The following is a 23,833-nucleotide window of genomic DNA, read 5'->3' as shown; positions in this document are numbered from 1 at the left end:
ACGCTCACGCCCCGCCACTGCCGGGTGCAGCGCTGCACCTTCACTGCCGCGAGCGAACAGAGGGGAATCGGCCGATGCAAGATGCCGCACCAGAACGACCGGAATCCGGTGCGCCTGAGCCGCATCGATGGCACGGCCAATATTGGCCAGCGACTGTTGCGGGTCAGGGTATTCGATCGGCAGGTTGCCGGTGAAATACTCATTCTGTACATCGATGACGATCAAGGCGCGTTTGGCAGCGGTCATGGGCGATCTCCAGGCAGCAATCCATTAAGTGAAGGCACCAGTGTCGGGCAATCGCAGGCAGCGGAAAATTGACCTGAATGCCATCTTTCGCCAGGATCGGGTCATTCTCTGTCGCGGCCACCCCTATGACCCCGTCCATCAACGTCGCCCTCGTTGCCTTCGATCGTATCAGCCCCTTTCACTTGTCCGTGCCCTGCCTGGTGCTGGGTGAAGAGCGGCACATAAACGACCAGCCATGGTTCGACCTGCGCGTCTGCGCTGCCGAGCCCGGCCCGCTGCGTTCTACCGCAGGCTTTAGCGTGGCGTGCGAATACGGGCTGGAGGCGCTGGTCTGGGCGGATATCGTTATCGTGCCCAGCTGGCGCGACGCCGACGAGCCGCCACCCGCTGCCTTGCTGCAAGCCCTGCGTGAAGCTCATGCTCGCGGCGCACGCGTCGTCGGCCTGTGCCTGGGCGCCTATGTACTGGCCGCAGCCGGGCTGCTCGACGGATACCCGGCCACCACGCACTGGGCCTGGGCCGAGGACTTCGCCAGCCGCTACCCCGAGGTGCAACTCGATGCCCATGTGCTGTACGTCGAAGCCGCAGGCCTGATGACCTCAGCCGGCGTGGCCGCCGGCATCGACTGTTGCCTGCACATCGTGCGTGAATACTACGGTCATGACATCGCCAACCAGATTGCCCGGCGCCTTGTCGTCCCGCCGCATCGCGAAGGCAATCAGGCGCAGTTCATCGAGCAGCCCGTGCCCCGGCGCCTGGCCGATCAGCGCCTGACCCGGTTGCTCGACTGGCTGCGCGCCCACCTGCAACAGCCACACCCTATCGATGACGTCGCCGGGCGCCTGTCCTTGAGCCGACGCACCTTTACCCGCCAGTTCAAGCGCCTGACCGGCATGACCTTCGGCGACTGGCTGCTGCACGAACGCCTGGCTTTCGCCCGGCGCCGACTGGAAACCGGCAATCAGTCGATCGAACAGATCGCCGGCGAATGCGGCTTTGGCAGCAGCGCTTCGTTGCGTCAGCACTTTGTGCAAACCTTCCAGGTCTCGCCTTCGGGCTACCGGCGCATGTTTTGTGCCCGTCAGAACTGAACCGAAACGTCTCATTGCCGCGCGCAGGTGCGCCGTTATGGCGCGATTAACCGCCCGATATTCGCCGCCCACACCGGCAAGGCCGTTGCCAGTCCGTTGAATACCAACATGGCCCGGCTTTTGCTGTGTCTATTGCGCAGGTAGCCAACGGCGGTTGCCCACACACATACGACAAAGACGTCGCCCTCTCCTTTCGCCCCAAGGCGTATCGAGAGGCGGCGTTTTTTGCGTTCTGGCTTCCTTTCTGGCAAATGATGAGGTGTGCAATGGATACAAGTTTCTGGAAGGCCGGGCACAGACCGACCCTTTTTGCAGCCTTTCTGTATTTCGACCTGAGCTTCATGGTCTGGTACCTGCTGGGCCCGATGGCAGTACAGATTGCCGCCGACCTGCAATTGACCACCCAGCAACGCGGCCTGATGGTCGCCACGCCGATTCTGGCCGGTGCCGTGCTGCGCTTCGTGATGGGCATGCTGGCCGACCAGCTGTCACCGAAAACTGCCGGCATCATTGGTCAGGTCATCGTCATCGTGGCGCTGTTCGCCGCCTGGCAACTGGGCATCCACAGCTATGAACAAGCCCTGTTGCTGGGCCTGTTCCTGGGCATGGCCGGCGCGTCGTTTGCCGTGGCACTGCCGCTGGCGTCGCAGTGGTATCCGCCGCAGCACCAGGGCAAGGCCATGGGCATCGCCGGCGCCGGTAACTCCGGTACCGTGCTCGCCGCCCTGATCGCGCCGGTGCTGGCCGCCAGTTTCGGCTGGGGCAATGTGTTTGGCCTGGCGCTGATTCCGCTGGTGCTGACCCTGATCGCCTTTACCCTGATGGCTCGCAATGCGCCAGAGCGCAGCAAGCCCAAGTCGATGACCGACTACTTCAAAGCCCTGGGCGACCGCGACAGCTGGTGGTTCATGTTTTTCTACAGCGTGACCTTCGGCGGCTTTATCGGCCTGGCCAGCGCCCTGCCCGGCTATTTCAACGACCAGTACGGCCTGAGCCCGATCACTGCCGGCTACTACACCGCCGCCTGTGTGTTCGGTGGCAGCCTGATGCGCCCGCTGGGCGGCGCGCTGGCCGACCGCTTCGGTGGTATCCGCACCCTGGCCGTGATGTACACGGTCGCCGCCATCGGCATTGCAGCGGTGGGCTTCAACCTGCCCAGTTCGTGGGCGGCGCTGGCACTGTTCGTTGCCGCCATGCTCGGCCTGGGCGCCGGCAATGGCGCGGTGTTCCAGCTGGTGCCACAACGTTTCCGTAAGGAAATCGGCGTCATGACAGGCCTGATCGGCATGGCCGGTGGCATCGGCGGTTTCTTCCTCGCCGCAGGCCTGGGCACCATCAAGCAGCACACCGGCGACTATCAAATGGGCCTGTGGCTGTTCGCAGGGCTTGCCGTGCTGGCCTGGTTCGGCCTGCTCAATGTCAAACGCCGCTGGCGCACCACCTGGGGCTCGGCAGCCGTTACTGCGGCGCGGGTCTAAGCCCTGCCCATGACTCTGCAACTGAGTTGTGCGCAATTCAGCGCCAGCGGCCCGCGCAGCGAAAACCAGGACGCGCTGCGCATGGTAACGCCAGTGCCGGCGCTGGCGGCCAGCAAGGGTTATCTGTTCGCCCTGGCCGACGGGGTCAGTCAGTGCGCCGATGGCGCACTGGCCGCGCAGTCGACACTGCAGGCGCTGGCGCTGGATTACTACGCCACCCCGGAAACCTGGAGCATCGTTCAGGCGCTCGACAAGCTGTTGCTGGCGCAAAACCGCTGGCTGCTGGCCAACGGCCTGTTGACCACCCTCAGCGCCCTGGTGTTGCGCGGTCGGCGCTTCACCATGGCGCATGTCGGTGACTGCCGGGTCTATCGCTGGCATGCCGGCACGCTGCAACGCATCAGCGAGGAGCATGTCTGGGAACAACCGGACATGAACCACGTGCTCAAGCGCGCACTGGGGCTGGACCAGTACGTGGTCATGGATTACCTGGAGGGCGAGCTGCGCGAAGGCGAACGCCTGCTGCTGGTCAGCGACGGCATCTGGGCCACGCTGGGCGATCCGGGTATCCGCTCGATTCTCAGCGACACTGACGACCTGCAAGCCTGCGTCAAGGCGCTGGTCAGCGCCGCCCATCTGGCCGGCAGCCAGGACAACGCCAGTGCCCTGCTGTTGCACGTCGACAGCCTGGGTCACGACGACCTGGGCGACACCTTGCGCCAGTTGCAGCAGTGGCCACTGCCGCCGCCGCTCAAGCCCGGCCAGTCGTTTGAAGGCTGGCAGGTGCAGAGTGTGCTGGCCCAATCACGCCAGTCGCTGGTTTATCGGGTCAGCGACGACAGCGGCCAGCCATGGCTGCTCAAGACGCTGCCCGCCAGCCGCGCCGACGAAGACGGTGCTGGCCAAGCGCTGCTGCTGGAGGAATGGTTTTTGCGCCGCGTCGCCGGGCGTTACTTTCCCGAAGCCGCGCCGCTGCCGGAACGCCAGCATTTGTACTACCTGATGCGCCAGTATCCGGGGCGCACGCTGGACAAGCTGTTTGCCGTGACCGGGCCCCTGCCGCTGGTGCAATGGCAGGACCTGGCCACCCGCCTGCTGCGCGCCACCGGTTTGCTGCACCGGCGCAACATCATCCACCGCGATATCAAGCCCGAGAACCTGCTGCTCGGTGACGACGGCGAGCTGCGCGTGCTGGATTTCGGCCTGGCGTTTTGTCCGGGGCTGTCGAGCCGCATTCCTGGCGATGTACCCGGCACGCCGAGCTATATCGCCCCCGAGGTATTTGCCGGGGCGGAGCCGACACCGCGTCACGACCTGTATGCCGTGGCAGTCACCTTGTATTTCCTGCTCACCGGGCAATACCCGTATGGCGAAATCGAGGCGTTTCAGCACCGGCGCTTTACCACGCCGATTCCGGCCAGCCGTTACCGCCCAGACCTGCCGGACTGGCTCAGCAATCATCTGTCCCAGGCCTTGCAGGCCGACCCCGAACAGCGCTTCGAAACCGCCGAGCAATGGCTGCTGGAGCTGGAACAGGGTGAACACCGCCCTGTCACCGCGCGAGCGCAACCGTGGCTGGAGCGCGAGCCGGTAAAAGTCTGGCGCACGCTGGCACTGGTCTCGCTGCTGGGTAATCTGGTGGCATTCATTGTGATGATCGCGTAGCGCTGCCCCGCTTCTGTGCGCCACGCCTCAATCCGGTGCGCATTATCCGTCCATGTGCCAGCCAGAGGCCTTGTTTTCAGGGCCTTGGGCGACTTGGCACAGGCGCTGCATGAGCCTTTGCCAACACACACATAACGTGCGGTCTTCAATGGCGAAGGCGGCACTTCCCGATTAAACGGGAGCGGACAAAGGCGTCCTCGTCAGGTAACTGGCGAGGACGCCTTTTTTGTTTGCGCAGCATTCACGAGGCCCCCATGAAAAAACTCAAACTGGTGATGATCGGCAACGGCATGGCTGGGGTCCGCACCCTCGAAGAGTTGCTCAAGCTCAGCGACGAGCTGTACGACATCACGGTGTTCGGGGCCGAGCCGCATCCCAACTACAACCGCATCATGCTGTCGCCGGTGCTGGCCGGCGAGCAGGGTTTCGACGACATCGTGCTCAACGACCTGAACTGGTACCGCGACCACAACATTCATCTGTTTCTCGGCCGCCGGGTGGTGAAGATCGACCGCAAGCGCCGCGTGGTGATTGCCGACGATGGCACCGAGGCGGGTTATGACCGGTTGCTGATCGCCACCGGCTCCAAGCCTTATATCCTGCCAGTGCCGGGCAATGACCTGGAGGGCGTGATCGGCTATCGCGACATCGCTGACACCCGACAGATGATCGACACCGCCAACACCCACCGCCGCGCGGTAATCATCGGCGGCGGCCTGCTGGGCCTGGAAGCGGCCAATGGCCTGGCCCTGCGCGGCATGCAGGTGACCGTGGTGCATCACGGCAAGAGCCTGCTGGAGCGGCAACTGGACTTCACCTCTGGCCGCTTGCTGCAAAAGGCCCTGGAACAACGCAACCTGAACTTCTGCCTGAACGCGCACACCAGCGCCTTGCTCGGCGACGACCAGGGCCGGGTGCAAGGCGTGCGCCTGCAGGACGGCCAGACCATCGCGGCCGACCTGGTGGTGATGGCCGCCGGCATCCGTCCTGAAACCGCACTGGCCGAAAAGGCCGGGCTGCCGTGCAATCGCGGCATTCTGGTCAACGACACCTTGCAGACCTATGACCCGCGTATATACGCCATCGGCGAATGCGCCAGCCATCGCGGCGTGGCCTACGGGCTGGTCGCGCCACTGTTCGAGCAGGCCAAGGTGTGTGCCAACCACCTGGCGCAACTGGGCTTTGCCCGTTATCCGGGCTCGGTGACCTCGGCCAAGCTCAAAGTGACGGGTATCGACCTGTTTTCGGCGGGCGATTTTCTGGGCGGCGAAGGCACCGAGAGCATCACCTATTCAGACCCGATCAGCGGCATCTACAAAAAGCTGGTGATCAAGGACGACGTACTGGTCGGCGCCTGCCTGTACGGCGACACCAGCGATGGCGGCTGGTACATGCAGCAGATCCGCGCCAACAGCCGTATCGACGCGATCCGCCAGCACTTGATGTTCGGCGCACAGGCGGCCAGCGCATGACGGCACTTCTGACCACACAGCCACCTGCGCCACTGCGTACCACCGCCTCGACCTGCTGCTATTGCGGCGTGGGCTGCGGAGTGTTGATCGAGCACGACGATGTGCGCATTCATGGCGTCAGCGGCGACCCGCAGCACCCGGCCAATTTCGGCCGGCTGTGCAGCAAGGGCTCAAGCCTGCACTTGACCGGCGACATGAGCAGCCGCGCGTTGTACCCGGAACTGCGCCTGAGCAAATCGCTGACGCGCAGCGTCACCGACTGGGACACCGCGCTGGATCACGCCACCGGCGTATTTGCCCAGACGATTGCCGAACACGGCCCCGACAGCGTGGCGTTCTACATTTCAGGGCAATTGCTGACCGAAGACTATTACGCCTTCAACAAGCTGGCCCGCGCATTGGTAGGCACCAACAACATCGACAGCAATTCGCGGTTGTGCATGTCGTCTGCCGTGGTCGGCTACAAGCGCAGCCTGGGCGCCGATGCACCGCCGTGCAATTACCAAGACATCGAGCTGGCCGACACCCTGCTGATTGTCGGCAGCAACATGGCCTATGCCCACCCGATTCTGTTCCGGCGCCTGGAAGACGCCAAAAGCCGCCGCCCGGACATGAAGATCATCGTCGTCGACCCACGGCGTACCGACACCTGCGAACTGGCCGATCTGCACTTGGCCATTCAGGGCGGCACGGATGTGGCGCTGTTTCATGGCATTTTGCACTTGCTGATCTGGGAGGCGCGCCTCGACCCTGGCTTCATCGATGCGCACACCGAAGGCTTTGCCGAACTGAAAGCCATGGTGCGTGACTACACACCTGAGTATGTCGCACGGCTGTGCGACATCAGTATCGAGGACCTGTACACCTGCGCCCGCCTGATCGGCGAGGCACCGGCCTTTCTGTCGCTGTGGTGCATGGGCCTGAACCAGTCCACCGCCGGCAGCGCCAAGAACAGCGCACTGATCAACCTGCATCTGGCCACCGGGCAGATCGGGCGCCCCGGCGCCGGGCCTTTCTCGCTCACCGGCCAGCCCAACGCCATGGGCGGCCGCGAAACCGGCAGCCTGTCCAACCTGCTGCCGGGGCATCGTGAAGCGAGCAATGCCGAACATCGCCGCGAAGTGGCCGATTACTGGAACGTCGCCGAGCTACCGGCCAATCCCGGACTGTCGGCCATCGACCTGTTCGAGCAAGTGCGCAGCGGCACGATCAAAGCCTTGTGGATCGCCTGTACCAACCCCGCGCAGTCGATGCCTGACCAGGCAGCCGTGCGCCAGGCGCTGAGCGACTGCCCGTTCGTGGTGCTGCAAGAGGCCTTTCATACCACCGAAACCGCCCGTTATGCCGACCTGCTGCTGCCTGCGGCCAGTTGGGGCGAGAAAGAAGGCACGGTGACCAACTCCGAGCGGCGCCTGTCGAACGTGCGCAAGGCCATCCCGGCGCCCGGCGAGGCGCGTGCGGACTGGTCGATCACCGTGGATTTCGCCCAGCGCCTGCAAAAACGCCTGCGCCCCGGCAGTGCGCCGCTGTTCGACTTCCCGACGCATCAGTCTCTGTTCGAAGAATTCAAAGGCCTGACCCGTGGCCGCGACCTGGACATGAGCGGCATCAGCCGCACGGTGATCGAGCAACTGGGCCCGCAACAATGGCCCTTCCCTGAAGGCGCCAGCGCGGGCACGCCACGCCTGTACACCGACGGCATCTTCCCGACCGTCTCGGGCCGTGCGAAGTTTGTCTGCGATGCCTGGGTCGCACCGCAGGAACGCCGCGATGCGCGCTTTCCGCTGACCCTCAATACCGGCCGGCTGCGCGACCAATGGCACGGCATGAGCCGCACCGGCACTGCCGCCCGGCTGTTCGGGCATGTCAGTGAGGCGGTGCTGGGCCTGAACCCGGACGATATGCAACGCCAGCGCCTGGAAAACGGCGATCTGGTGCACCTGCACAGCCGGCGCGGCAGTCTGGTCGTACCCATCGCCAGCGACGACAGCCTGCGCGCAGGGCATGCCTGGCTGCCGATGCACTGGGGCGACCGCTTCCTCAAGGGCGGCGTCAACCTGCTGACCCAGCCGGCTTATGACCCGCTGTCGAAACAGCCGGAACTCAAGCATTCCGGGGCCCGGATCGAGAAAGCCCACCTGCCCTGGCGCTTTTTCGCCCTGATCGAAGGCGATGTCCAGCGCCATCTGCAAGCCTTGCGTCCGTTATGTGAAGCGTTCGCCTACGCAAGCCTGGGGCTGATAGGCCGCGAGCGCCCGGCGCTGGTGGTTCGCGCCGCCCATGAGCAGGCACCCGATGCCGTCCTGCTGGAACAGATCGACCAGTTGCTGGGCCTGGATCACGGCCCGGTGATGGCCTACGACGACCCCAAGCGTGGCGTCGGCAAGCGCGTGCGTATCGACCATGAGCGCATCACTGCCGTGCGCCTGGCCGGCGAAACCCTGGCCCAGCACTGGCTGCAAAACCTGTGGCTGGAAGGCCGCGCCGACGAACCGCTGCGCCGCTGGATGCTGGCGCCGATCAGCAGCGAGCCGGGCAAGAGCGCATTCGCAAGCGCCGACAAGATTTTGTGTAACTGCAAGAACGTCAGCCAGAGCAGCATCACCGCCGGTATCGAGCGCGGCTTGTGCCTGGACGAACTGAAAAACCAGCTGGGCTGCGGAACCCAATGCGGCTCCTGTGTCCCGGAAATAAAACGCCTGATCAACCTGGTCGCCATCCCTGAGTGAGGAATAATCCATGAACGCAAAAGTCTGGCTGGTCGGCGCAGGTCCCGGCGACCCCGAACTGTTGACGCTTAAAGCGGTGCGCGCCCTGCACAGCGCCGACATCGTGATGATCGACGATCTGGTCAACCCGGCGGTGCTGGAGCATTGCCCCGACGCCCGCGTGATTGGCGTCGGCAAACGCGGCGGTTGCCGTTCGACACCGCAGGCGTTCATCCACCGTTTGATGCTGCGCTATGCCCGCCAGGGCAAATGCGTGGTGCGCCTCAAGGGCGGCGACCCGTGCATATTTGGCCGTGGCGGCGAAGAGGCGCAATGGCTCAAGGCCCAAGGTGTGGAGGTGGAGCTGGTCAATGGCATCACCGCAGGCCTGGCGGGCGCTACGCAATGCGATATCTCCCTGACCCTGCGCGGTATCAGCCGGGGCGTGACATTGGTGACTGCGCACACCCAGGACGACAGCAGCCTTAACTGGCAAGCGCTGGCCCAGACCGGCACGACGCTGGTGGTGTACATGGGCGTGGCACGTCTGGACGATATTTGCGCCGGCCTGCTGGCCGGTGGCATGCACGCGGACATGCCGGTGGCAATGATCGAGAATGCCTCCCTGCCCCACCAGCGCGAGTGCCGCAGCACTTTGCGCGACATGCAGCGCGACGCAGTGGCTTTTGCGCTCAAGAGCCCTGCCGTACTGGTGATCGGTGAAGTGGTGGGGGCGGCGGGTGAAGCCTCGCGGATAAATCCGCTCCTGCAAGCGGTGGGATAGCCTTCAAGGCCAGACCCATAACGAAAAATGCCCCGTACCTTTCGGTACGGGGCATTTTTCATTGCAGATCAGGCGACCGGAGCCGCCTGTCGGCTAGAAGGCAGGCAAATTACTTGGCCTGGGCTTCTACTTCAGCTTCTACGCGACGGTTAACTGCGCGGCCAGACTCGGTGGCGTTGTCAGCAACCGGACGGGACTCACCGTAACCAACCGAGTTGACGCGGTTAGCGCCAACGCCGTACTGGTTAACCAGGACCTGTTTAACAGCGTCGGCACGACGCTGCGACAGTTTCTGGTTGTAAGCGTCAGTACCGACGGAGTCAGTGTGACCTTCAACAGTGGTGCTGGTTTGTGGGTACTGCTGCATGAAGTCAGCCAGGTTCTTGATGTCGCCATAGCTGTTGGTCTTGACCTGAGCTTTGTCGAAATCGAACTTCACGTCCAGCTCAACACGGACGACTTCGGCAACAGCCGGGCAGCCATCAGCGTCGACAGTCACGCCAGCCGGGGTGTCAGGGCACTTGTCGACGTTGTCGCAGACGCCGTCGTTGTCGCTGTCGGAGCAGACTTCAGCAACTGGAGCAGGAGCCGGTGCTGCAGCTGGCTTGCTGCCGCCACCGAAGTTAACGCCGATACCGACGCTTGGCGCCCACTCGGTGTCGCCCTGGTCGATGTTGTACTGAGCTTCAACGCCGGCACGGGCGTAGAAGTTGTCAGTGAAGTACAGCTTGGCGCCGCCGCCAACGTTGGCGAAGGTCGAACCGTTACGGCCGCCACGGCCGGTCTGGCCGATGCTCTGGTCAGAGAAACCAGCCGAAACGTACGGGCGCAGCATGTCGCCAGGATTGTTGAAGTGGTACAGAGCGTCCAGAGCGGTGTTCGAGCCCTTGATGTTCTTGCCATCTTCACCACGGACGTTATGAACTTCGTCGTAGCCCAGACGCAGCTCGACATCGTCGGTCAGGAAGTAGCCAATCGAACCACCGAACAGGTTGCCGTCGTTTTTGAAGTCACGCTGGCTGTCGTAGTATTCTTTTTTGGCGAAGCCTTCGATTTCGACTGCGCCTTGGCCTTGAGCCAGTGCGCCGAACGAAGTGGCGGCAACGATTGTACCAATGGCCAAGCCCAAGGTGTTTTTCAGTTTCATCCGTTAAATCCCCATCTGGTGATTGTAAAGCAGCCCCAAAAAACGGGGACAACTCGGTGGCAAGTCTATCAGAACCTGCCGGCTCTTTAGAGGTATTTGCGCCACGTTAAGTTTCGGCGCTACCTGCAAATTTCTCCCGCAGCTTATCCAAAGCCCGCTTGTAGCGCATTTTAGTCGCACTCAAGCCCATGTGCATGATGTCTGCGATTTCCTGAAATTCAAGCTCTGCGACAAAACGTAGCACCAGAATTTCGCGGTCAATCGGGTTCACATGCACAAGCCAGCGATCAAGCCCGCCCCGTTCTTCAGGTTTGGGCGTCCGTTCTTCGGACGCCTCCTCGATCGGGTCAAGACTTAAAGCGTCCATCAAGCGACGCTTACGCCGTTCCTTTCGATACTGAGTGATGCATTCGTTATAGGTGATGCTGTACAGCCAGGTTTTGAATTTCGATTTACCCTCGAAATTCTTCAAGCCGTACAACACCTTAAGCATCACTTCCTGACAGACATCGTCCGCGTCGCGATCGTTCCCTAAATAGCGTGCGCAGACATTAAAAAGAGTGCGCTGGTAGCGACGCATCAACTCTTCGTATGCCCGCGTCACATGAAACAGCTCGTCATGGGCGCGCGCAACCAGCTCCTCATCCGAGAGTTCATGGGGTTCATAACGCTGCGATAGCGGAGAAGGTTTATTCAAAACGAATCGTGCCGAAAGTCAGGTCAAAGGCCGCCATCGCCTGTGAACAGGCGATTTGGGGGCGGCACAGATTAGCAGGTTAGCCGCTTAACGGCTGCTTACACGCTGCTCGAGAAGAATCCGGTTGGAAAACGAAACCAACTCCCCATCATCGGTCAACAAGGTGGTCTTGACCGTACCTATTTCTTCGATCTGCCCTTCGATATCGCCGACCTGAACCTGCTGGCCGACCTGATAGAGTTCACGCACATAAATACCCGCCAGGATCTGCCCGGCGATTTCCCGGCTGCCCAGGCCCATCGCCAGCGCGACGGCCAGGCCCACGGTAATCAGCACGATGACGATCACATGGTTGAGCAGGTCAGTCTTGACCTCGAGCTGACTGATGGCCACCGAGAGGCTGATAATGATCACCAGCCCCTGCGCAACACGCCCAAGACCCGCAGCATAGTCGACACCGACGCCTTCTGCCGCCCCACGTACCAGGCCATTGGCCAACTGTGCCAGCAGTACGCCTACCAGCAGCACCAGGGCGGCGCCAAACACTTTGGGCAGGTACAGCGCGAGCATGTCCAGCGTCGCCGAGACCCGCTGCAAACCGAGCGATTCGGCGGCCGATACCAGAAAAATCAACAGCACGAACCAATAGACGATCTTGCCGATCAGGGTCGAGATCGGCACCTTGACCCCGGCACGACTGATCAGCTTGGTCAGCCCGGTGCCGTTCATCAACCGGTCCAGGCCCAGCTTGGCCAGCAGCCTGGACAACAGGGCGTCGAGCAGTTTGGCCACAACAAAGCCCAGCAACACCACCACCAGCGCACCGAACAGGCTGGGGATGAAGTTTGCGATTTTGGTCCACAATGCCGTCATTGCAGTCACGAGACTCTGGGTCCAGAGGTCCAATTCCATGTTCAATCAGCCTTATCGACGGGGCGAGCAACAGGTTTGCTGCGACGCGAAACCGGGGAAACGTGGGCACTGCCGTTATTGACGGCAATCATCATGGCTTGTGTCCAGCGGCCCAGCAGGCCGAACAGTACGCCGGCGCCGACCTGCCGGTTGGCGGTTTTCAGGACGCGGCCCAGACAGGCATCGTCATCCCGGGTGGAGGACGATGCCTTGAGCATGTCTCGCAGGGATTCTTCGAATGGATCGTGCATCTGCCACCTCACGCAATGTCACAGAGAGACGCGACCCTGGGTAATTGAGTCACACACGGGTCGTCATGCAAAGATGAAATTTATTTCATAACCAGCGCAAGCGCCTGAACAGCCACCACTGCCCTGCCGCCAGCGCCACGATCAGGCCACAGGCGGTCAGAAAACCATACGGGTTGTCCGATCCCGGAATGCCGCCGACATTGATGCCCAGCAACCCGGTCAGAAAGCTCATCGGCAGAAAGATACCGGTGATGATCCCGAAACGGTACATGGTGCGGTTCATCCGCTCGCTGAGCCTGCGGTCTTCGGCATCCAGCAACAGGCCGAGCCGCTCGCGGGTCAGCTCCAGCTCCTCCAGATAGCGGGTCATGCTGTTGTTCAGCTCGTTCCAGTAGTCGACGTCGTCATCGACGAACCAGGTCAGGCGGCTGCGCGACAACTGACCGAAGATATCGCGCTGCGGCGCCAGAAAGCGCCGTAAACCGGCGGCGCGGCGGCGAACCTGCAACAAGGCACCGTGGTCAGGGCTGTAGCATTCGTCGGCATCGTTGCGCTCTTCTTCGTCATCGACCTTCTCGGTCAGGTCGCCGACCAGGTCCTGAATCTTGTCGGTCAACAGCTGCGACAGGGTCAGGATCAGTTCGGAGGCGGTCCTGGGGCCACGACCTTCAAGCAGCTTGCCGATCAGCTCATCAGTGGCGCGCAACGGCCGCAAGCGCAGAGAAATGACGCACTGGGCGGCGGCAAAGATGCGCACCGAAACCATGTCTTCAGGCTCGGCGCCGGGGTTCAGATTGACTCCGCGCAAAAACAGCAGCAATTCCTGATCCGGCAACGACAACAAGCGCGGCCGGGTGTTTTCTTCAAGCAACAGGTTACAGCTGAATTCGCTCAGGCCGCTGTCATTGCGCAACCAGGCATGGGTCTGCGGATGGCTGCGATCCCAGTGCAGCCACAGGCTTTCCTGCGGTGCAAGCTGCAAGCCGTCCAGTTCGGTGCGGGCCATCTGCCGCGCACCACCGTTGCCATCCAATACCAGGGCGTGGACCAGCCCCCACTGCGCGTTGGCTTCGTCAAACATTCTTCAGTTCACTTGTTCACTTGTTCAGGTTTCAGCCGCCATACTCTGCGGCTCTTCTACGACTGGCAACAATTCGCCGACCGCCCCCTGTTGCAACCACTCGACTACCTTCGGCCAGACCTCTTCCTGCGCGACCTGGCTGACCAGCATGCGCACATGGTCGAAATCGTCACTGAACCCGTGCCTGCGCCCCAGGTACAAAAGCCGGCGCTGTGCAGAGCCAAAGCGCTCAAGCAGCAGGCGGCAGGCCCACGGCGGATCCTGATGATCGCCTTCGGCAGCCACGGCAAGCACCGGCATGCGCGCATTGGCCAGCCCCGTCCACCAGTTGCGCTCACGGTCGCCAAAACGGCCGAACAAGCCATGCCAGCGCATGCTTTCGAGCACCACGCCGATGGGCTCATCCTCGGGACCGCGCTCGAAGCGTGAACCGGAAATATGCTCGAAAGGCCTGAGCAACAAGCGTCCGGTCCATTGCACCGGCGGGATTTTCAACGGCCAGTAGTAACGGCTGACCTGGCTGCCGAACAGCGCTACCGAGGCGGCATCGTCCTGGCCCAGATACTCACCGCCCAAGGCGGCTGCCAGGGTCGTACCGCCCAGCGAGTGACCCAGCCAGTGCGGCACCTGTCCGCTGAGCTCCTTGACGAACGCACCAATGGCCGGCAAATCGTAACGGGCGTAATCGGCGACACGGTTGGCGCGGTAGTTGGCATTGCGCGCCGACAGGCCATGACCGCGCATTTCGGCGATCCACACATCAAAGCCTGAGTGCACCAGGTAAGGCCCAAGGCCCAGGCCTTTGGGCGAATACCAGAAACGCCGGTTGGAAAAACTGCCATGCAGCAGAATCACCGGTGTGCCGCGCACCTCGGACTGATCGGCCAGCCCAAGACGGGTCACGCACAGTTCGACGGTGGCATCCGGGCTGTTGCCAGGCTTGAGGCGATAAACGTCTTCGACCAGATCGCCACGACGTTCGGCGCTCATCAAGGCCACGGGAAATAGAGAGCTGCTGCTTTGCATAGTGTTCTTGATCAAAAATTCAAAGGCGTCCGGCCTTTGAGTGGCACAAAACGACTGGATAAAAAAAGGCGGCCCCCAGAGGAAACCGCCCTTCTAGACCATCCCGAACCTTGTAGACGGCCCGGGACGTCATCGCATCACATCAAGCTGGCGCCTGGCCTTCAGCGAGGAAGAACCAGGTCTCCAGCACCGAGTCAGGGTTGAGCGAAACGCTCTCGATGCCCTGCTCCATCAGCCAGCGCGCCAGGTCCGGGTGGTCCGAAGGACCCTGGCCACAGATGCCGATGTACTTGCCGGCCTTGTTGCACGCCTGAATGGCGTTGGACAGCAGCTTCTTGACCGCCGGGTTGCGCTCGTCGAACAGGTGAGCGATCACCCCCGAGTCGCGGTCCAGGCCCAGGGTCAACTGGGTCAGGTCGTTGGAGCCGATCGAGAAGCCGTCGAAGTATTCCAGGAACTCTTCGGCCAGAATCGCGTTGGACGGCAGTTCGCACATCATGATGATGCGCAGGCCGTTTTCACCGCGTTTCAGGCCATTGGCCGCCAGCAACTCGATGACCTGGCTGGCTTCGCCCAGGGTGCGCACGAACGGCACCATGATTTCGACGTTGGTCAGGCCCATGTCTTCACGCACGCGCTTGAGGGCGCGGCATTCCAGCTCGAAGCAGTCGCGGAAGTTCTCGCTGATGTAACGCGAGGCACCGCGGAAGCCCAGCATCGGGTTCTCTTCTTCCGGCTCGTACAGCTTGCCGCCGATCAGGTTGGCGTACTCGTTGGACTTGAAGTCCGACAGGCGCACGATGACCTTTTTCGGAGTAAAGGCAGCAGCCAGGGTGCTGATGCCCTCGACCAGCTTGTCGACATAGAAGCTGACCGGATCGCTGTAACCGGCGATACGCTTGTCGACGCTGTCCTTGATGTCCTGCGGCAAGCCCGCGTAGTTGAGCAGCGCCTTGGGGTGCACGCCGATCATGCGGTTGATGATGAACTCCAGGCGCGCAAGGCCGACACCGGCGTTGGGCAACTGGGCAAAATCGAACGCGCGGTCGGGGTTGCCGACGTTCATCATGATCTTGAACGGCAGGTCGGGCATGGCATCGACCGAGTTGGTCTTGATATCGAAGCCCAGCTCGCCCTCGAAGATGTAACCGGTGTCGCCTTCGGCGCAGGACACGGTGACGCCCTGGCCGTCGACCAGCAACTGGGTGGCGTTACCGCAACCGACGACCGCCGGAATTCCCAGTTCACGGGCGATGATCGCCGCGTGGCAGGTACGCCCGCCACGGTTGGTGACAATGGCGCTGGCGCGCTTCATGACCGGTTCCCAGTCCGGGTCGGTCATGTCGGAGACCAGCACGTCGCCGGCCTGGACCTTGTCCATCTCCGAGACGTCCTTGATGATGCGCACCTTGCCCGCGCCGATGCGCTGGCCAATGGCACGGCCTTCGACCAGCACAGTGCCCTTTTCCTTGAGCAGGTAGCGCTCCATGACGTTGGCGTTGCTGCGGCTTTTCACGGTTTCAGGGCGGGCCTGAACGATGTACAGCTTGCCGTCGTCACCGTCCTTGGCCCACTCGATGTCCATCGGTGCCTTGTAGTGCTTCTCGATGATGATGGCCTGCTTGGCCAGCTCATTGACTTCAGCATCGGTCAGGCAGAAGCGCGCGCGTTCAGCGGCGTCGACGTCGACCACCTTGACCGACTTGCCGGCCTTGGCTTCTTCGCCGTAGATCATCTTGATCGCCTTGCTGCCCAGGTTGCGGCGCAGGATGGCCGGGCGGCCGGCGGTCAGGGTGTCTTTGTGCACATAGAATTCGTCAGGGTTGACCGCCCCCTGCACTACGGTTTCGCCCAGGCCATAGGCGCCGGTGATGAACACCACATCGCGGAAACCCGATTCGGTGTCCAGGGTGAACATCACCCCGGCAGTGCCGGTTTCGGAACGCACCATGCGCTGGACACCGGCCGACAGGGCCACCAGCTTGTGGTCAAAACCCTGGTGCACGCGGTAGGAAATGGCGCGGTCGTTGAACAGCGAGGCAAACACCTCTTTGGTGGCGCGGATCACGTTGTCCACGCCGCGAATGTTCAGGAAGGTTTCCTGCTGACCGGCAAACGAGGCGTCGGGCAGGTCTTCGGCGGTGGCGGAAGAACGCACAGCCACCGCCAGATTCGGGTTACCGGCCGACAGTTGTTCGAAGGCAGTACGAATCTCGGCGTTGAGGCGCTCAGGGAACTGAGCTTCCATGATCCACTGACGAATCTGCGCACCGGTCTTGGCCAGGGCGTTGACGTCGTCGACATCCAGAGCGTCCAGGGCTGCGTGGATCTGATCGTTCAGACCACTGAGCTCAAGGAAATCACGGTAGGCCTGGGCCGTGGTGGCAAAACCACCGGGCACCGAAACGCCAGCGCCTGCGAGGTTGCTGATCATTTCGCCGAGGGATGCGTTCTTGCCTCCCACGTGCTCCACATCATGGACGCCGAGCTTATCGAGGGAAACTACGTACTCTACCAAGGTGATCTCTCCACTAACTATTGTTCGTTGTTGGGAAAAGCTCATGTGCCCGGGCGCTTGTGGCCCAAGCCTGGAAAAAGCGAGAATGCAGGCTGTCAGGCCGGCAAACGCGCCTATCATATCCAAGAATCGTCATCAGCTTAAGGCCAGGGCCGCAAATGAAACGATCCGCGTTCTTCATCTCCGATGGTACCGGTATCACTGCCGAGACACTCGGACAGAGTTTGCTGGCGCAGTTTGAAACCACCGCGTTCAGCAAGTTCACCCGGCCCTACATCGACAGCGTCGAGAAAGCGCGGGCGATGGTACAACAAATCAATCAGGCCGCCGAACGCGACGATGCGCGACCGATCATCTTCGATACTATCGTCAACCAGGAAATTCGCGAGATCCTGGCCACCTCCAACGGCTTCATGATCGATATTTTCTCGACCTTCCTGGCGCCGCTGGAGCAGGAGCTTAGTTCACACTCCTCCTATTCGGTGGGCAAATCCCACTCCATTGGTCACAACTCCAACTACATGGAGCGCATTGAAGCCGTCAACTTTGCACTGGACAACGACGACGGTGCGCGCACCCATTATTACGACAAGGCCGACATTATCCTGGTCGGCGTGTCGCGCTGCGGCAAGACACCGACGTGTTTGTACATGGCCATGCAGTTCGGCATCCGCGCCGCCAACTACCCGCTGACCGAAGACGATATGGAACGCCTGCAATTGCCGACGGCGCTGAAGAACCATCGCGACAAACTGTTCGGTCTGACCATCGACCCCGACCGGCTGACCGCCATCCGCCACGAACGCAAGCCCAACAGCCGCTACGCCAGCTATGCGCAATGCGAGTTCGAGGTGCGCGAAGTCGAGGGCCTGTTCCGGCGCGAGAACATTCCCAACCTCAATTCCACGCACTTTTCGGTCGAAGAAATCTCGGCCAAGGTGCTGGTCGAAAAAGGCGTCGAGCGCCGTTTCAAATAATAAAATGCCGGCATTCCTGCCAGGAATGCCGGCATAGAAATCCTGAATTTCATTTAAGCCCGACATTGGCGTAGCGTGCTCTCTCCCGCCACAAGGAGATGACCCCGTGAGCCAGGCCCCTGTGCAACTTTACGTCGATGCGCGCTTTACCAGCCCGTATGCCCTGTCAGCCTTCGTCGCCCTGCGCGAAAAAGGCATTGAGTTCGATCTGGTACAGGTCGACCTGCACCAGGCCCATCATCACCGTGACGCTTACGCCGACCTGTCGCTGACCCGGCGTGTACCGACTCTGGTGCAGGGTGACTTTGCCCTGTCCGAATCCTCGGCGATTACCGAGTATCTTGAAGACACTGTCGACGGCACCAGCCTCTATCCGCAATACCCGAAGCAACGCGCCCGCGCCCGTCAGGTGCAGGCCTGGTTGCGCAGCGATTTGCTGCCGATCCGCAGCGAACGCTCGACCCTGGTGGTGTTTTATGGCCAGAAAGTCGAAGCGCCGCTGTCAGTCGAAGGCCAGGTGGCGGCCGACACCTTGATTGCGGCGGCGCAAAGCCTTCTGCAAGACGGTCGCGAGCATGTGTGCGGACAATGGTCGATTGCCGATGTCGACCTGGCGGTCATGCTCAACCGCCTGATCCTCAATGGCGACGCGGTGCCGCAATCGCTGGTCGATTACGCCGCGCGCCAATGGCAGCGACCGTCGGTGCAGGAATGGGTCAACCTGCAGCGTCCGCCGCTATAACCAAGGGGCTGGCACGCGCACCCAGCCTTCCATCAATACCCGTGCACTGCGGCTCATGATGGCCTTGGTGACTTGCCACTGCCCTTGCATCTGCTGCGCTTCGGCGCCGACGCGCAAGGTACCGGACGGATGGCCGAAACGCACGGCACTGCGCGCTTCACCGCCGGCCGCCAGGTTGACCAGCGTGCCGGGAATCGCCGCTGCCGTGCCGATGGCCACGGCGGCGGTGCCCATCATCGCGTGGTGCAGCTTGCCCATCGACACCGCGCGCACCAGAAGGTCGATGTCTTGCGCCCGCACCGGCTTGCCACTGGACGCTACATAATCGGCAGGCGCCGCGACAAAGGCGACTTTTGGCGTGTGTTGACGCTGTGCGGCTTGTTCCAGACTGGCAATCAGCCCCATGCGCAACGCCCCCTGGGTACGAATGCTTTCCAGCAATGCCAGTGCCTTGGGGTCACCATTGATATCGCCTTGCAGTTCACGGCCGCTGTAGCCCAGATCCTGCGCATTGATGAACACCGTTGGAATGCCAGCATTGATCAGCGTGGCATTGAGCGGGCCAAACCCCGGCACCTGTAGTTCGTCAACAAGATTGCCAGTAGGAAACATCGAACCGCCTGCGCCCTCTTCGTCCGCCGCCGGGTCAAGAAACTCAAGAATCACCTCGGCGGCCGGAAAGGTCACGCCATCGAGCTCGAAATCGCCGGTTTCCTGCACCTGGCCTGCCGTGATCGGCACATGGGCAATGATCGCCTTGCCGATATTGGCCTGCCAGATACGCACCACCGCCACGCCATCCTCTGGAATGCGCTCGGCCGCCACCAGCCCGCTGCTGATCGCAAAGGCGCCGACCGCCGCCGAGAGGTTGCCGCAGTTGCCGCTCCAGTCAACGAACGGCTTGTCGATGGCGACCTGGCCGAACAAGTAGTCGACATCGAAGCCTTCGCGCTCACTGCGCGACAGGATCACGGTCTTGCTGGTGCTCGACGTCGCCCCGCCCATGCCGTCGATCTGCTTTTCATAGGGGTCGGGGCTGCCGATCACCCGCAGCAACAAGGCATCGCGGTCCGGCCCGGGCACCTGCGCCGGTTCAGGCAAATCGGCAAGGTTGAAGAACACGCCTTTGCTGGTGCCACCGCGCATATAAGTAGCAGGAATGCGCAGCTGTGCTTGATGAGTCATGAATGGGTTCCTTGTTGAAGATCACACCGTGGCGCCGGCCAGAAAATCCTGGGCGAAACGCTGCAATACACCGCCGGCCTCGTAGATCGACACCTCTTCGGCGGTGTCCAGGCGGCAAGTCACCGGCACCTCCAGGCGCTCGCCGTTACGGCGCTGAATCACCAGGGTCAATGTCGCGCCGGGCGTGCGTTCGCCGATCACGTCGAACACTTCGGTACCATCGATGCCCAGCGTCAGGCGGTTGCTGCCGGGCTTGAACTCCAGCGGCAGCACGCCCATGCCCACCAGGTTGGTGCGGTGAATGCGCTCGAAGCCTTCGGCGACAATGGCTTCGACGCCCGCCAGGCGCACGCCCTTGGCCGCCCAGTCGCGGGACGAACCCTGGCCGTAGTCGGCACCGGCGACGATGATCAGCGGCTGTTTGCGCTGCATGTAGGTTTCGATCGCCTCCCACATGCGCGTGACCTGGCCTTCGGGCTCGATACGCGCCAGCGATCCTTTCTTGACCTGCCCGTCGACCACGGCCATTTCGTTGACCAGTTGCGGGTTGGCGAAGGTCGCCCGTTGCGCAGTCAGATGGTCGCCGCGATGGGTGGCGTAGGAGTTGAAGTCTTCTTCGGGCAGGCCCATTTTCGCCAGGTATTCGCCAGCCGCGCTGCTGGCCATGATCGCGTTGGACGGCGACAAGTGGTCGGTAGTGATGTTGTCCGGCAGTACCGCCAGCGGGCGCATGCCTTTGAGGGTGCGCTCGCCGGCCAGCGCGCCTTCCCAATACGGCGGACGGCGGATGTAGGTGCTGGTCGGGCGCCATTCATACAGCGGCTCGACCTGCTCATCGTTGGCCTCGATGGCGAACATCGGGATATACACCTGACGAAACTGTTCGGGCTTGACCGAAGCGCGCACCACGGCGTCGATTTCTTCATCGGCGGGCCAGATGTCCTTGAGGCGGATTTCCCGGCCGTCGACCACGCCCAACACATCCTGCTCGATATCGAAACGGATGGTGCCGGCAATCGCATAGGCCACCACCAGCGGCGGCGACGCCAGGAACGCCTGTTTGGCGTACGGGTGAATGCGCCCATCGAAGTTGCGGTTACCCGACAACACCGCGGTGGCGTACAGGTCGCGGTCGATGATTTCTTGCTGGATCACCGGATCCAGCGCGCCAGACATACCGTTGCAGGTGGTGCAGGCAAATGCCACCACGCCAAAGCCGAGGCGTTCAAGCTCAGTGGTCAGGCCGGCTTCGTCCAGGTACAGCGCCACGGTTTTGGAGCCTGGGGCCAGCGACGACTTGACCCACGGCTTGCGGGTCAGGCCCAGGCGGTTGGCATTGCGCGCGAGCAGACCGGCGGCAATCACGTTGCGCGGGTTGCTGGTGTTGGTGCAACTGGTGATGGCAGCAATGATCACCGCACCATCGGGCAACTGCCCCGGCACCTCCTGCCAGGGACCGGCAATGCCCTTGGCTGCCAGATCGGTGGTGGCCACCCGCGCATGCGGATTTGAAGGCCCTGCCATGTTGCGCACCACACTGGACAAGTCGAAGCTGAGTACGCGTTCGTACTCGACCCCGGCGAGGCTGTCGGACCACAGGCCGAGGGTCTTGGCATAGTGCTCGACCAGTTGCACCTGGGACTCTTCACGCCCGGTCAGGCGCAGGTAATCGAGGGTCTGCTGATCAATCGAGAACATCGCAGCGGTGGCGCCGTATTCCGGCGCCATGTTGGAGATGGTTGCGCGGTCGCCCAGGGTCAGGCTGGCGGAACCGCTACCGAAAAACTCCAGCCAGGCACCGACCACCTTCTGCTTGCGCAAGAACTCGGTCAGCGCCAGCACCACGTCGGTCGCGGTAATGCCTGGCTGGCGGCAGCCGGTCAGCTCGACGCCGATGATGTCCGGCAGGCGCATCCACGAGGCGCGGCCCAGCATGACGTTCTCGGCTTCCAGGCCGCCGACGCCGATGGCGATCACGCCCAGCGCATCGACGTGCGGCGTGTGGCTGTCGGTGCCGACCAGCGTGTCCGGGAACGCAACGCCCTCACGCACCTGGATCACCGGCGACATTTTTTCCAGGTTGATCTGGTGCATGATGCCGTTGCCCGGCGGAATCACTTCGACGTTCTTGAAGGCCTTTTTGGTCCAGTCGATAAAGTGAAAGCGGTCTTCGTTGCGACGGTCTTCGATGGCGCGGTTCTTCTCGAACGCCTGCGGGTCGAAACCACCGCACTCCACCGCCAGCGAATGGTCGACGATCAACTGCACCGGCACCACCGGATTGACCTGCGCAGGATCGCCGCCCTGATCAGCGATGGCATCGCGCAGTCCGGCCAGATCCACCAGCGCGGTCTGGCCAAGAATGTCATGGCACACCACCCGCGCCGGAAACCACGGAAAGTCCAGGTCGCGACGCCGCTCGATCAACTGGCTCAGCGACGCCGTCAGCGCTTCGGGCGCACAGCGGCGTACCAGGTTTTCCGCCAGCACGCGCGAGGTATACGGCAGCCGCGACCAGGCGCCTGGCGCAATCGCCTCGACAGCCGCCGGGGCATCGAAATAATCCAGCGCAGTGCCGGGCAGGGATTTGCGGTAGTCAAGATTCATGGTTCGAAGGCTCGGTCACGGTAGACAACAATTATTTAAGGGGGAGGCTCATCGGCGGCCTCCCTCTGCCGAACGGGGAGTCGTTCAGCGCTGCTCGATGGGCACGAACGCGCGCTGCTCGACGCCGGTGTATTCGGCGCTCGGACGGATGATGCGGTTATTGGCGCGTTGCTCGAACACGTGCGCGGCCCAGCCGGTCAGGCGCGAACAAACGAAGATCGGCGTGAACAACTTGGTCGGAATGCCCATGAAGTGGTAGGCCGAGGCATGATAGAAGTCGGCATTGGGGAACAGCTTCTTCTGTTCCCACATGACCTTGTCGATGGCTTCGGACACCGGAAACAGCACCGTGTCGCCGGCCTCGCCGGCCAGTTGCCGCGACCAGCCCTTGATCACTTCGTTGCGCGGGTCCGAATCACGGTAGATCGCGTGGCCAAAGCCCATGATCTTGTCTTTGCGCGCAAGCATGTCCAGCGTGCCCTGGGTGGCGTCTTCGGCCGAGGCAAAACGCTGGATCATCTCCATCGCCGCTTCGTTTGCACCCCCATGCAACGGCCCACGCAGCGTGCCGATGGCGGCGGTGATGCAGGAAAACAGGTCCGACAGGGTCGAGGCACAGACCCGCGCGGTAAAGGTCGAGGCGTTGAATTCGTGCTCGGCGTACAGAATCAGCGACACGTTCATCACCTTGCGGTGCAGCTCGCTGGGGCTTTTATCCAGCAACAGGTGCAGGAAGTGCCCGGCGATATCGGCCTCGTCGGTCACGCACGCGATGCGCTGGCCGTCATGACTGAAGCGATACCAGTAGCACATGATCGCCGGAAAGGCCGCCAGCAAGCGGTCGGTGGCATCGTGCTGCCGGTCGAAAGAGGTTTCTGGCTCCAGGGTGCCGAGCATCGAGGCGCCAGTGCGCATCACGTCCATCGGGTGGGTGGCCGCCGGAATACGTTCAAGCACTTCCTTGAGCGCGACCGGCAAATCGCGCAGCCCTTTGAGGCGTTGCTGATAGTCGCTCAACTGCGCCTGGGTCGGCAGTTCGCCGTATAGCAGCAGGTAAGCGACCTCTTCGAAACTGGCGCCAGCGGCCAGGTCGCGTACGTCATAACCACGGTACGTCAGCCCCGCGCCGGCCTGGCCGACGGTGGACAGGGCAGTCTGGCCGGCGACCTGACCGCGCAGGCCGGCGCCACTCAATACTTTTGCTTCAGCCATTGCATTCTCCGGTTCTCTGTTTTGTCTGGGAATG

18 protein-coding genes and 1 pseudogene are annotated in these 23,833 nt (G+C 62.3%); 8 read left to right on the top strand and 11 right to left on the bottom strand.

Going from position 1 to position 23,833, the window contains the following annotated elements:
* On the bottom strand, positions 1-246 hold a 246-nt coding region (locus ACYP2A_RS12575), incomplete at its 3' end, for an isochorismatase family protein (RefSeq protein WP_459745330.1).
* A gap of 125 nt (positions 247-371) precedes the next feature.
* Between ACYP2A_RS12575 and ACYP2A_RS12570 the strand changes: the two genes are divergently transcribed.
* From ACYP2A_RS12570 to cobA, 6 genes and pseudogenes are all read left to right on the top strand, one after another.
* Entirely contained in the window at positions 372-1,337 is a 966-nt protein-coding gene (locus tag ACYP2A_RS12570; RefSeq protein WP_459745328.1) for a GlxA family transcriptional regulator, read from the top strand.
* A 266-nt stretch (positions 1,338-1,603) separates the two neighbouring features.
* Positions 1,604-2,815 (top strand): nitrate/nitrite transporter, encoded by a 1,212-nt coding sequence (locus ACYP2A_RS12565; protein WP_459745326.1) that lies wholly within the window; start codon positions 1,604-1,606, stop codon positions 2,813-2,815.
* Positions 2,816-2,824: 9 nt separating this feature from the next.
* On the top strand, positions 2,825-4,480 hold the full coding sequence (locus ACYP2A_RS12560) for a protein kinase domain-containing protein (RefSeq protein ID WP_459745325.1): 1,656 nt from the start codon (positions 2,825-2,827) through the stop codon (positions 4,478-4,480).
* A gap of 254 nt (positions 4,481-4,734) precedes the next feature.
* A pseudogene (locus ACYP2A_RS12555) lies at positions 4,735-5,940 on the top strand (NAD(P)/FAD-dependent oxidoreductase); the annotation flags it as partial.
* A gap of 8 nt (positions 5,941-5,948) precedes the next feature.
* Positions 5,949-8,681, top strand: a complete 2,733-nt coding sequence (locus ACYP2A_RS12550; RefSeq protein WP_459745324.1) for a nitrate reductase — start codon at positions 5,949-5,951, stop codon at positions 8,679-8,681.
* 10 nt (positions 8,682-8,691) lie between these two features.
* A complete protein-coding gene (gene cobA / locus ACYP2A_RS12545) occupies positions 8,692-9,444 on the top strand; it encodes a uroporphyrinogen-III C-methyltransferase (RefSeq protein WP_459745322.1) in 753 nt (250 codons plus the stop codon).
* Positions 9,445-9,553: 109 nt separating this feature from the next.
* Here cobA and ACYP2A_RS12540 read toward each other — a convergent pair whose 3' ends face one another.
* The 7 genes from ACYP2A_RS12540 to ppsA all read right to left on the bottom strand — a co-directional run bounded on the left by ACYP2A_RS12540 (position 9,554) and on the right by ppsA (position 17,076).
* Positions 9,554-10,591, bottom strand: coding sequence for an OmpA family protein (locus tag ACYP2A_RS12540; protein ID WP_459745321.1), 1,038 nt, complete (start codon positions 10,589-10,591; stop codon positions 9,554-9,556).
* 106 nt (positions 10,592-10,697) lie between these two features.
* Positions 10,698-11,288: an RNA polymerase sigma factor SigX gene (gene sigX, locus ACYP2A_RS12535; protein ID WP_459745319.1), complete on the bottom strand. Its 591-nt coding sequence runs from the start codon at positions 11,286-11,288 to the stop codon at positions 10,698-10,700.
* An 87-nt stretch (positions 11,289-11,375) separates the two neighbouring features.
* Positions 11,376-12,200, bottom strand: coding sequence for a mechanosensitive ion channel family protein (locus tag ACYP2A_RS12530; RefSeq protein ID WP_459745317.1), 825 nt, complete (start codon positions 12,198-12,200; stop codon positions 11,376-11,378).
* A 2-nt stretch (positions 12,201-12,202) separates the two neighbouring features.
* Positions 12,203-12,451, bottom strand: a complete 249-nt coding sequence (locus tag ACYP2A_RS12525; protein WP_459745315.1) for a CrfX protein — start codon at positions 12,449-12,451, stop codon at positions 12,203-12,205.
* An 85-nt stretch (positions 12,452-12,536) separates the two neighbouring features.
* On the bottom strand, positions 12,537-13,532 hold the full coding sequence (locus tag ACYP2A_RS12520; protein ID WP_459745313.1) for a zinc transporter ZntB: 996 nt from the start codon (positions 13,530-13,532) through the stop codon (positions 12,537-12,539).
* Positions 13,533-13,556: 24 nt separating this feature from the next.
* Positions 13,557-14,558: an alpha/beta fold hydrolase gene (locus ACYP2A_RS12515; protein WP_459745311.1), complete on the bottom strand. Its 1,002-nt coding sequence runs from the start codon at positions 14,556-14,558 to the stop codon at positions 13,557-13,559.
* A gap of 142 nt (positions 14,559-14,700) precedes the next feature.
* Complete coding sequence (gene ppsA, locus ACYP2A_RS12510; RefSeq protein ID WP_459745310.1) at positions 14,701-17,076, bottom strand: phosphoenolpyruvate synthase; 2,376 nt, start codon at positions 17,074-17,076, stop codon at positions 14,701-14,703.
* A gap of 158 nt (positions 17,077-17,234) precedes the next feature.
* Here ppsA and ppsR point away from each other — a divergent pair, with 158 nt between their 5' ends.
* Positions 17,235-18,053 carry a posphoenolpyruvate synthetase regulatory kinase/phosphorylase PpsR gene (gene ppsR, locus ACYP2A_RS12505; protein ID WP_459745308.1) on the top strand — a complete coding sequence of 273 codons (819 nt, stop codon included), beginning with the start codon at positions 17,235-17,237 and terminating at the stop codon, positions 18,051-18,053.
* A 106-nt stretch (positions 18,054-18,159) separates the two neighbouring features.
* Positions 18,160-18,795: a glutathione transferase gene (gene yfcF / locus ACYP2A_RS12500; protein WP_459745306.1), complete on the top strand. Its 636-nt coding sequence runs from the start codon at positions 18,160-18,162 to the stop codon at positions 18,793-18,795.
* Here yfcF and prpF read toward each other — a convergent pair.
* The 3 genes from prpF to prpC all read right to left on the bottom strand — a co-directional run bounded on the left by prpF (position 18,790) and on the right by prpC (position 23,799).
* Positions 18,790-19,980, bottom strand: coding sequence for a 2-methylaconitate cis-trans isomerase PrpF (prpF, locus tag ACYP2A_RS12495; RefSeq protein ID WP_459745304.1), 1,191 nt, complete (start codon positions 19,978-19,980; stop codon positions 18,790-18,792). The two genes, yfcF and prpF, sit on opposite strands and share 6 nt — an antisense overlap.
* Positions 19,981-20,001: 21 nt before the next feature.
* Positions 20,002-22,587, bottom strand: coding sequence for a Fe/S-dependent 2-methylisocitrate dehydratase AcnD (acnD, locus tag ACYP2A_RS12490; protein ID WP_459745303.1), 2,586 nt, complete (start codon positions 22,585-22,587; stop codon positions 20,002-20,004).
* Between the two features lie 84 nt (positions 22,588-22,671).
* The gene (gene prpC, locus ACYP2A_RS12485; RefSeq protein ID WP_459745302.1) at positions 22,672-23,799 is read right to left on the bottom strand and encodes a bifunctional 2-methylcitrate synthase/citrate synthase; all 1,128 of its coding nucleotides are present in this window, start codon (positions 23,797-23,799) and stop codon (positions 22,672-22,674) included.
* Positions 23,800-23,833: the final 34 nt, after the last annotated feature.

It is taken from the genome of Pseudomonas sp. 3A(2025), from assembly GCF_054589175.1.
The sequence above is the reverse complement of the archived record's forward strand: the minus strand, read 5'-3'. Positions and strand labels throughout refer to the sequence as shown.

Bases quoted from the DNA above. Each gene is read 5' to 3' on its own strand.
- cobA (WP_459745322.1), top strand. From the start codon at position 8,692: ATGAACGCAAAAGTCTGGCTGGTCGGCGCAGGTCCCGGCGACCCCGAA.
- prpC (WP_459745302.1), bottom strand. From the start codon at position 23,799: ATGGCTGAAGCAAAAGTATTGAGTGGCGCCGGCCTGCGCGGTCAGGTC.
- ACYP2A_RS12560 (WP_459745325.1), top strand. From the start codon at position 2,825: ATGACTCTGCAACTGAGTTGTGCGCAATTCAGCGCCAGCGGCCCGCGC.
- prpF (WP_459745304.1), bottom strand. From the start codon at position 19,980: ATGACTCATCAAGCACAGCTGCGCATTCCTGCTACTTATATGCGCGGT.
- ACYP2A_RS12550 (WP_459745324.1), top strand. From the start codon at position 5,949: ATGACGGCACTTCTGACCACACAGCCACCTGCGCCACTGCGTACCACC.
- ACYP2A_RS12540 (WP_459745321.1), bottom strand. From the start codon at position 10,591: ATGAAACTGAAAAACACCTTGGGCTTGGCCATTGGTACAATCGTTGCC.
- ACYP2A_RS12525 (WP_459745315.1), bottom strand. From the start codon at position 12,451: ATGCACGATCCATTCGAAGAATCCCTGCGAGACATGCTCAAGGCATCG.
- ppsR (WP_459745308.1), top strand. From the start codon at position 17,235: ATGAAACGATCCGCGTTCTTCATCTCCGATGGTACCGGTATCACTGCC.
- ACYP2A_RS12515 (WP_459745311.1), bottom strand. From the start codon at position 14,558: ATGCAAAGCAGCAGCTCTCTATTTCCCGTGGCCTTGATGAGCGCCGAA.
- ACYP2A_RS12565 (WP_459745326.1), top strand. From the start codon at position 1,604: ATGGATACAAGTTTCTGGAAGGCCGGGCACAGACCGACCCTTTTTGCA.
- ACYP2A_RS12520 (WP_459745313.1), bottom strand. From the start codon at position 13,532: ATGTTTGACGAAGCCAACGCGCAGTGGGGGCTGGTCCACGCCCTGGTA.
- acnD (WP_459745303.1), bottom strand. From the start codon at position 22,587: ATGAATCTTGACTACCGCAAATCCCTGCCCGGCACTGCGCTGGATTAT.
- ACYP2A_RS12530 (WP_459745317.1), bottom strand. From the start codon at position 12,200: ATGGAATTGGACCTCTGGACCCAGAGTCTCGTGACTGCAATGACGGCA.
- ACYP2A_RS12570 (WP_459745328.1), top strand. From the start codon at position 372: ATGACCCCGTCCATCAACGTCGCCCTCGTTGCCTTCGATCGTATCAGC.